Origin of the sequence: Mesorhizobium sp. M1A.F.Ca.IN.020.06.1.1 (genome assembly GCF_004023265.1) — a bacterium.
Taxonomy (GTDB): Bacteria; Pseudomonadota; Alphaproteobacteria; order Rhizobiales; family Rhizobiaceae; genus Mesorhizobium.
In genome coordinates this window covers 1-7,679 of the sequence record NZ_RZSR01000195.1, presented here as the reverse complement: position 1 = coordinate 7,679, position 7,679 = coordinate 1, and the positions used below count along the sequence as shown (strand labels likewise).

Genomic DNA, 7,679 nt, shown 5'->3' with positions numbered 1-7,679 from the left:
GCGCAGGACAATGAAAGCTTCTTCGCCTTCGCCGACCGGCTTGCGCGCGAGCACGGCGCGACGTTTGCCATCAAGGGATCGCAGGCTGGCTTCGTGCCTCGTAACCAGGGCGTTTCGGCGACAGGCCAGCCGCTGCCGACCATCGTCATCACCCGCGGCATGGTGATTTCGGCAAGCGGCCTGACGCCGGCGACCGACCGGCCGCGCTTCAAGAAGAAGAAAGGCCGCTGGTACGACTTGCATAGAGCCAGGCAGGTGATCGAAGAGGTCGAAACCGGCGACGACGTCGAGCCGGAGGACGTGCTGCGCTTCATGCAGCCGGACGCGACTGCAGCGCAGACGCGCGCCGATTCCGATCGTATCGACGGCGCGCGGCAGAAGGGCGCCGGTTCGATCACGATCGAGGGCGAGCCGACGGCCGAGCCGGAAGGCACTGCCATCATCCAGCTGCGCGCCGGCGTCGACGGCAGCTACACAATCGCCTCGATCACCGATACGCTCGACCGCGGCAGCGGCTACACCACGCAGATCTCGTTAGGCAACCCGCAAGGTTCGGCCGGAACGGACAGCCGTTAGGCCGAGAGCAACTTCACCATCGTCAGCCGCCTACGCACCAACCGTCGTGCTGAGTCTTGAAATGCCTCGCGCTCGGCTTCGAGCACGAAATCCAGGGTCATCATATCGAGCAGGAACTCGTCGACCGCCTCGGCCAGGCCCTGCGACTTATCTTTGAGTTGAGCGAGAAGCGCACGCGCCTCTCCCACCGCGTTGGCGCCGCCGGCGTCGATCAGCGCCTCAAGCTTCCTGAAACAATCCAATCCTGAAATCCCCCTTGCCGCCGGCCTCAATCCCCGGCCGGCAGGAAGGTTCCCAAGCGAAAGGAAAAATCATGACCGCATCTCGCGAGCAGGAATCGCTCGCCCGCGTGCTCGCGCATGAGGGCGGCTACAGCAATCACCCGGCCGACCCGGGTGGCGCCACGATGAAGGGTGTGACCCAAAGGATCTTTGACGCCTACCGCAGCAGCAAGGGGCTGGCGCCTCGGTCCGTGAAGAGCATCACCAGCCAGGAACTCTTCGAGATCTACGATCGCCAATACTGGGACGCCGTGAAGGGTGACCGGCTGCCCGCCGGGGTCGACTATGTCGTCTTCGATGGCGCTGTGAACTCCGGTCCGAAGCAGTCGATCATCTGGCTGCAGCGCGCGCTCGGGCCTCTTTACAAGGGCCGGCTCGACGGGGTCATGGGGCTCGGCACGATCGCGGCCGTCCAGGCCTGCAACGACCGCGATGCCCTGATCGACCGGATCTGCGATCAGCGCCTGACCTTCCTGCAGCACCTGAAGACGTGGCCGGTGTTCGGTCGCGGTTGGTCTTGTCGCGTCGCGGAGGTCCGCTCGATCGGCCAGTCCTGGGCAACCGGCCTCACGCCGCGGACGGCGAGCTTCGTCGACGGCGGCCAGGCGAAAGGCTTTATCGAGGATGCCAAGGCTGCCTCATCGACCGCACCGGCCGATGCGGCAACCGGTGCCGGTGCCGGCGGGCTTGGCCTCTCCGGCTATCTGTACGATCTCCAGAACCAGCTTTCGCCGTTCTCCTACACCAGCGATTGGATCGGCAAGGTCGTCGTCATCTTGGCCGTCGCTAGCGCGCTGCTCGCAATCGGCGGTCTCGCCTGGCGCTGGTATGCGAACCGCAAGGCGAAGCGCCTCGCCGCGGCTCTCGGGGCGAAGGCGACGTAATGGAAAACCTCGCCTCGGTCTTTGCCGTGATCCTCGATCGCGCCCTGCGCTTAGGCGGAGCCGCAACCCTGGCTGTTATCGCCGGCTTCCTGATCTGGTTGCTGTTATGAGCGTTCTCATCAGCCTGCTTGTCGGCCGCCTCGGCACCTCGCGCCTGTTTGCGGGCGCTATCGCCTGGGCGGCCAGTGCGGCGCTCGTCTCCGGCGCCGCTTTCACCGTCTACGAACTGATCAAGCACCGCGGCGCCGAAGAGGTCCGCGCCAAGATCGAAAAGGATAATCAAGATGCGATCACAAAGGGCATTGATGCTCGCATGTCTTTTGACGACTGCATCGACACTGGCGGCGTGTACGACTTCCGCCGTCAGCGGTGCGCCGGCGCTGCGCTCGGCCATTGGTAGCAGCCTCGCCGGCGCGCAGGGCAAGACGATCACCGATCAGAATAAGATCGACAAGACGATGGCGCCAGGCTGCGCGATCGGCCTTTACACGCCGGCGGAATGCGACCGCCACACCAAGGCCAGCGCCGAGCGTCGAGCTGAACTGGGGAGGGGCGAATGAGTGACTTCAATGCGAACCTTGCCTTCTTGATCGCCGTCGTCAGCGCGGTGGCTGGCCTATGGTGGCGCATCGAGGCGTCTATCAAATCGGCTCGGGACGAGGTCAAAAAGGATGCGCGCGACGCACATGCCAGGGCAGACATGGCGATCGGCTCGGTATCGCTGCTTGCCGAGCAGCTTGCCGCGCACAAGCTGCACGTTGCCGAGACCTACATCACCAAGGCCGGCCTACGCGAATTCCGCGACGAGGTGATGACTGGTGTCCGCGACTTGAAGGGTAGCGTCTCGACGCTGCACGAGCGGATAGACCGTTTCATCGAGGGCGATAAGATCGGCCGAGTGCGCTCGTCGGCAGACTGACGGACCCTACAGTGACATCACGTTTTTTTGGTGCAGGTAGGTCGTGTAAAAGTCTCCTGCACGGACCAGCCCTTTCCAGTCGAGCGCTTTGAGCCTCGAGCCCGAGGTGGATATGAGGCCATCGCGGCGAAGTTCTTGAAGCACTCGGTTGACGTGAACGGTGGATAGCCCCACTGCGTCGCCCAGCACTGCCTGGCTTACTGGAAATTCCGCCACGTGGTCCTGAATTTGGCCGACTGCATGGAGACGGACGATGAGCTCACACAGGAGGTGAGCCATGCGAACATAGGCGTCCCGCCTTCCGACATTGGTGACCCACTCTCTATATATCGCTGCGTCGATCAGCGTTGAGCGCCAAAACAAGTTGGCGATGGAGGGGTGTTTGGCACAGATCGCGCGCAGCGCATCGTGGCGCATGAACCCCACTCTGGCGGGCGTGAGTGGTGCGAAGGTGCAATCCATAACCGAAAGATGAATTCCGTGGAGGTCCGGGATGTCTCCCGGAACAAAGATTGACGTGATCTGTCGCTTTCCCTCGCCGGTGATCTTCGCAGATGCCACCAGGCCGTCCAGAACAGCGAAGGAATGAGAGGGTCGGTCGCCCTCGCGCACGATATCCTCTCCTGTCCGGTAGTCGCGCTCCTGAACCGCGATACTCTCCAGAATCGCAATGTCGGCTTGAGTAAGGTCAGAGATGATCTGGAGCTTACGGATAATCAGGTCAGAGGAAGAACCCGGCAACACTGAGCTGATCGACATAAGCCCGAACCTCTATCGGGCCCCAATGTTCCCGTGCGGTGAGGATGGCTCTTTGACCCCCAGGTTGATTGCGCCTCAAGCCCCTAGCCATGGCCGAGTCCGACCGCTTGGAATGATTTTTGCTCATGACGAAGGAACACCTTTTAGGATCGCAGGTTGGGAGCCCGGCGGCACAGCTATGCTCCCCTCTGCTTCCAAAGTGCCGTCGTGTCGAAGGCCCGCCTGCAGGCGTGTCGGGCGGGCCCGCTTGGCAGGAGGAGAAAGCCATGGCTTCAGCAAGACTGGCGAAAGGCGCGTTCACACCTGTCGATGTTGAATTTCTTTGCCAGATTCTCGAACGCGGCTCAGTCGCAAAGGAAACTGCAGCGGAGCGAGAGCGCCGCGCTTTGCGGATCATTGCCAGCTATATGGCCGGCGTCACCGATGAAGGACAGCTGATTGAGCTTTCTCGCAAGCCGTTGGGACGATAGCAGTGAGTTATTTGCGGGCGGCCAAGCCGTTCGGGAAAGCCGAGGGGGCCCCGTCTGTCCAAGTCCTCCGACCCGTCCGGCAGCCCGGCATCCGGGAGGTACGTTTGGCGGACTACCAGTCGACGGATCGATTGGGCGATCCGATCCTTCAGGCGTCCTGCACAAGCGGTTCGTGTGCGGGCCTTTGATGCCAGATGACTTGGCGCAAGTCGCGCATAGCATCGGCTTGGCGCCACATGGTGGCACAGATGGAAATGATCGACCTCGCTCGCAAGCTCGCCCCGCGCCCGATTTCCGACAATCGGCGAGGCTAGATCACGGCCGTAGCTTTCTGGCCTCGCGCTCCACGGCTTTGCGGCTGTTGCCGTGCTGGCGGATCAATTCCCTGACTGCTCCAGGCGAAATCCGGTGCCGCTTGGCGAAGTATTCAATCTCGTACTCTTGATCCGCTGATACCCGGTCGCGATCGCCGCCGCGCTTGCTCTTGTCGTCTGCCATAGCGCATACCTCCTGAACTCGACCAACCGGATCACAAAGAAAATGTTCCGGGGCCGCGGAACACCTTGCATTCAACGAGGTTTGGGGCGCGGCGGCGCACCTCCCTCCCGATCCCCGTGCAGAGCCGCCAGCGGAGCCTCCCCTTCTCCGCAGGCCCGCTCCAATGGCATCAGGGGCGGGCCGTTCTTTCGCAGGGCGCTCGCGGAAGGCTGCCGGCGGGATCCGGTCAGGTCCGCTCGATGGAGCATTGGCCGGTACCTGTGCTACTGTGCAGCGATGGAACAGAAGACCATTGATCGGGCGATTGTCCTGCTCAAGCAGTATCGGGACATCCTTGTGGCGAGTTACGTGCCGATAGGCGCCGAGGGCGTTCCTGAACCAAAAACGCCTGAGCAAGCCGCGGATCCGTTGGAAATCGCCGCACTGGAAGATCTTGCGGCGCTTGATGCGGTGATCAAAGACATGTTGGCTTAGGTTCTGGAACACGACTATCATGGGCGGCGACGGACAACCACGCGGCAGCACAGATCGCTCAAGTCGGCTTGTCAACGAGTGGCGTCTTTCGCGTCGGCGGCTTGTAGGGCGTGACCAGCCTAACCGTGTCGGCATTCAAGGTGACGGGAATGCCCAGGTCGATTGTCACCTTGTCCTCATCCACCCGGGTGACGTCACCTCGCAGCCGATTTCCTGACCCTGTTTCACCTTCGCTGTTCGGTCGACGATGGAATGAGGCTGCCCGTATGACGGGATCGATACGCTGACCCGGTCTTCTGTGACTCGACGGCCCACTTTCGCGGTGATGGCGACCTCGTCGCCTATCTTCAAGCCCTTGGCCATACGCCTACAACTCTGACGCGGCAAATAGGTTCTCAAGCCTTCTCTAATGGAACCTACCGACGGACATTGGGTGCGGTCTCGCGGTGCGCGTTGCCAGGCGAGGCGCCGTTTGGGGGTATGTGGTGGCGTTCCCCGGAGCCCGTTCGGCCCTTCAGGCTGGCGGGCTTCTGGCCGTTTCGCGGATTGCCGAGGAGAAGCCAAGACGGGACTGCTGAATCCTGCTATGATCAGTCTGCAATGCCCCGCCGCGAAACCCCGTTGGAAATGGCGCAGCGCCACGTTCGAGAGGGCGCGGAACGCATAGCGCACCAGCGAGCGTTGATCGCCAGAATGGAAGTGCGTGGCCAATCCATAGGCGAAGCCGAACACCGGTTGCGGGAGTTTCAGGCGGCTCAACGCCAACACACCGACCACCTAAGGCGTCTCCGCGATAGCTAGCCGCCGGTTATGGAACCTTCGCCCGGATCCGGATCCACGGCCAGAGGAGACCTGAGGGCCGAGAGCAAGAAAGAGCACGACGAGCGCATCCAGGCGATGAAGGTTTTCGAGTGCGGTTCTCATGCGCGAACCGGTATGCTCGAGGCGCAGGCGCGCGAGCTCATCGACCTGATCGGCAACGACTCGAGCTCTCCACTTCGAGAGGCGCGTCTCCTAGCGAGAGAGATAGACGCGGGACAGCCAGGTGCTGTTCCTTCGCGGTGAGCACACGCTGCGCCATGCGACCTGCAGGACTTCGAGGAAGGAAGCTGACAGATAGCTTCTTCGTCAAACGGTTGTTGATGGAACTTTTTAACCGTCAACCGGTTCGAGCTTCACGGCGAGTGTTCTGGCGGCTGTTATGGCTGGGCCGCCCAAGCCACGCCGGGCGGGGAAAACGCCTCCCCCCGGAGCCCGTTTGACTTCCCAGGGCCGAGCGGGCTCTCCTATTCTCGAAAACATCGTCATTTGGTCCAACTAGGTCGCATCGGCCGGAGGGAACAATTCCATCAACCATCTCGTTGGGTGTCGCGGCGTGTGTCCCCGGCCAAGGTTCACCGCGCCGCGTGGGGGCATTTCCCCCGGAGCCCGTTCGGCCCCCCTCAGGCGAGCGGGCTCTTGTTTGCCGGGATGAGTGCCGGAACGGCCCGCGCGTGATGGCGTTAGGATCAATGGCGCTTACAGATGACATCCGCATGGTGCGCGGGCATGTTAGCCTGGGTAGACGGCACCTCGCTGAGCAGCGGGAGCGCATAGCCGAATTGGAACGGCTCGAACTGCCCATCGCCAAGGCGCTCGAATTCCTCGAACTTCTCGAAAGCATGCAGGAGCTTCACGAACTACACTTGTCGCGCTTGCTAGAGAGGGCGGCGTGGCACATAGCTTAGATACGGGCGCCCGGCCTGCCGAAGGGGTCGAGGAGACCTTGGGCGCACAGGCCGGGCTCTTACCCCGATGCCAACCGCGGCGGGGCAGAGATGCTTTATGCGCCACCGTTCAGTGGTAGGCATCCACGTTTTTAGTGGTAGCGAATGAAAAGCCCGCCGCGGCTAATTAGCGTAAGCGACGGGCTTTTTTAGGTTGCCACTGAGACGGCTACATTCCTGCCTTTGGTTAATGACTGAGGCTTAAATCCGTTCCACACTGGGACGTTCTGTGAGATAATGGCAGATGCCTTCCCGAGGGCGGCGCTCATGTCGTTGTCGCGTTGGAGTGGCGTCTACGGGCCCGCTGATCTGGACATGCACCAGCGGGTGTTTAACCGGTTGTGCGACGAGCGACGACTAGCCAAGAAGGATCGCGAACAGCGGGAATATTTGGCTAGGGAAATCCTCCAAGCTTTTGATGACGGCATCACCGACGAAGCTGACCTGCCACGAGTGCTTTCTAAGCGACGGAGAGCGTAGCGCGCCTGCGGCCTCGGATCATTCGCGTGGGAAAAAGTCAACGTTGGCTATGGCTGAACGCTTGTCTAGCTCGGCGGCTTTCTCGGCTAAGCCTCAGGTCGGCCCCAATTGGAACGGCTACACGCCCCAGAGAAGGTCCGACAAAAAGAGCCCTCACACCGGCAGGCTCTTTCAATGTGGTCGCAACGCTTTATGAAGAGCTTTCCAATGAACAGACACCGTTGAAACGATGTCGGGACTGCGAGCCTCGTCCAGGTCACCGCACTGTGCACTAATGCCTTCGGCCACGGTCACCTCGGGCTCACGCTCGCACCGATCACTGCCGGCTAGTCGGCAAGGTCCTTTCACGGAAAGCATCGCACGCCTTTGGCTCGTCCCGGTTCTAAACCCGACTGGGTAGTCGAAATCGCTAACCAGGCAACCGCCTGTTCGGTCGCGACAGGCGGTTTCTCTTGCGCACGCGAAACGACGTTCTTGAGGCTCCATGCAAAGGCTACCTGGTTTTGCGAGCTGCGGCGCCCGCCCGCGCCGGCGCCTCCTGGATGTTGGCGGCGCCGCCCATGTCACCATTC

General features: G+C 61.8%; 9 protein-coding genes and 1 pseudogene. 6 read left to right on the top strand and 4 right to left on the bottom strand.

Annotation, left to right across the window (positions count from 1 at the left end; genetic code table 11):
- Nucleotides 1-576: pseudogene (locus EOA60_RS37510) on the top strand (hypothetical protein); the annotation flags it as partial.
- Here the strand turns inward: EOA60_RS37510 and EOA60_RS11430 are convergent.
- A complete protein-coding gene (locus EOA60_RS11430; protein WP_245459124.1) occupies nucleotides 573-818 on the bottom strand; it encodes a DUF4335 domain-containing protein in 246 nt (81 codons plus the stop codon). The pseudogene EOA60_RS37510 and the gene EOA60_RS11430 overlap by 4 nt on opposite strands.
- Nucleotides 819-889: 71 nt before the next feature.
- Here EOA60_RS11430 and EOA60_RS11425 point away from each other — a divergent pair, with 71 nt between their 5' ends.
- The 3 genes from EOA60_RS11425 to EOA60_RS11415 all read left to right on the top strand — a co-directional run bounded on the left by EOA60_RS11425 (nucleotide 890) and on the right by EOA60_RS11415 (nucleotide 2,660).
- Nucleotides 890-1,741 carry a glycoside hydrolase family 108 protein gene (locus tag EOA60_RS11425; RefSeq protein ID WP_127217546.1) on the top strand — a complete coding sequence of 284 codons (852 nt, stop codon included), beginning with the start codon at nucleotides 890-892 and terminating at the stop codon, nucleotides 1,739-1,741.
- Nucleotides 1,742-1,847: 106 nt separating this feature from the next.
- Nucleotides 1,848-2,141, top strand: coding sequence for a hypothetical protein (locus tag EOA60_RS11420; protein ID WP_127404070.1), 294 nt, complete (start codon nucleotides 1,848-1,850; stop codon nucleotides 2,139-2,141).
- 156 nt (nucleotides 2,142-2,297) lie between these two features.
- Nucleotides 2,298-2,660, top strand: coding sequence for a hypothetical protein (locus EOA60_RS11415; protein WP_127214814.1), 363 nt, complete (start codon nucleotides 2,298-2,300; stop codon nucleotides 2,658-2,660).
- Nucleotides 2,661-2,666: 6 nt separating this feature from the next.
- Here the strand turns inward: EOA60_RS11415 and EOA60_RS11410 are convergent, their stop codons facing one another.
- Nucleotides 2,667-3,419 carry a Crp/Fnr family transcriptional regulator gene (locus EOA60_RS11410; RefSeq protein ID WP_245456940.1) on the bottom strand — a complete coding sequence of 251 codons (753 nt, stop codon included), beginning with the start codon at nucleotides 3,417-3,419 and terminating at the stop codon, nucleotides 2,667-2,669.
- A gap of 266 nt (nucleotides 3,420-3,685) precedes the next feature.
- On the opposite strand from EOA60_RS11410, the gene EOA60_RS11405 reads away from it, so the two are divergent.
- Entirely contained in the window at nucleotides 3,686-3,889 is a 204-nt protein-coding gene (locus tag EOA60_RS11405) for a hypothetical protein (protein WP_245456938.1), read from the top strand.
- 315 nt (nucleotides 3,890-4,204) lie between these two features.
- Here the strand turns inward: EOA60_RS11405 and EOA60_RS11400 are convergent, their stop codons facing one another.
- Entirely contained in the window at nucleotides 4,205-4,387 is a 183-nt protein-coding gene (locus tag EOA60_RS11400) for a DUF3606 domain-containing protein (protein ID WP_127214812.1), read from the bottom strand.
- Nucleotides 4,388-4,663: 276 nt separating this feature from the next.
- On the opposite strand from EOA60_RS11400, the gene EOA60_RS11395 reads away from it, so the two are divergent.
- On the top strand, nucleotides 4,664-4,861 hold the full coding sequence (locus tag EOA60_RS11395) for a hypothetical protein (RefSeq protein WP_127214810.1): 198 nt from the start codon (nucleotides 4,664-4,666) through the stop codon (nucleotides 4,859-4,861).
- Between the two features lie 1,508 nt (nucleotides 4,862-6,369).
- On the opposite strand, the gene EOA60_RS37505 is transcribed toward EOA60_RS11395, so the two are convergent.
- Entirely contained in the window at nucleotides 6,370-6,537 is a 168-nt protein-coding gene (locus tag EOA60_RS37505; protein WP_164748491.1) for a hypothetical protein, read from the bottom strand.
- Nucleotides 6,538-7,679: the final 1,142 nt, after the last annotated feature.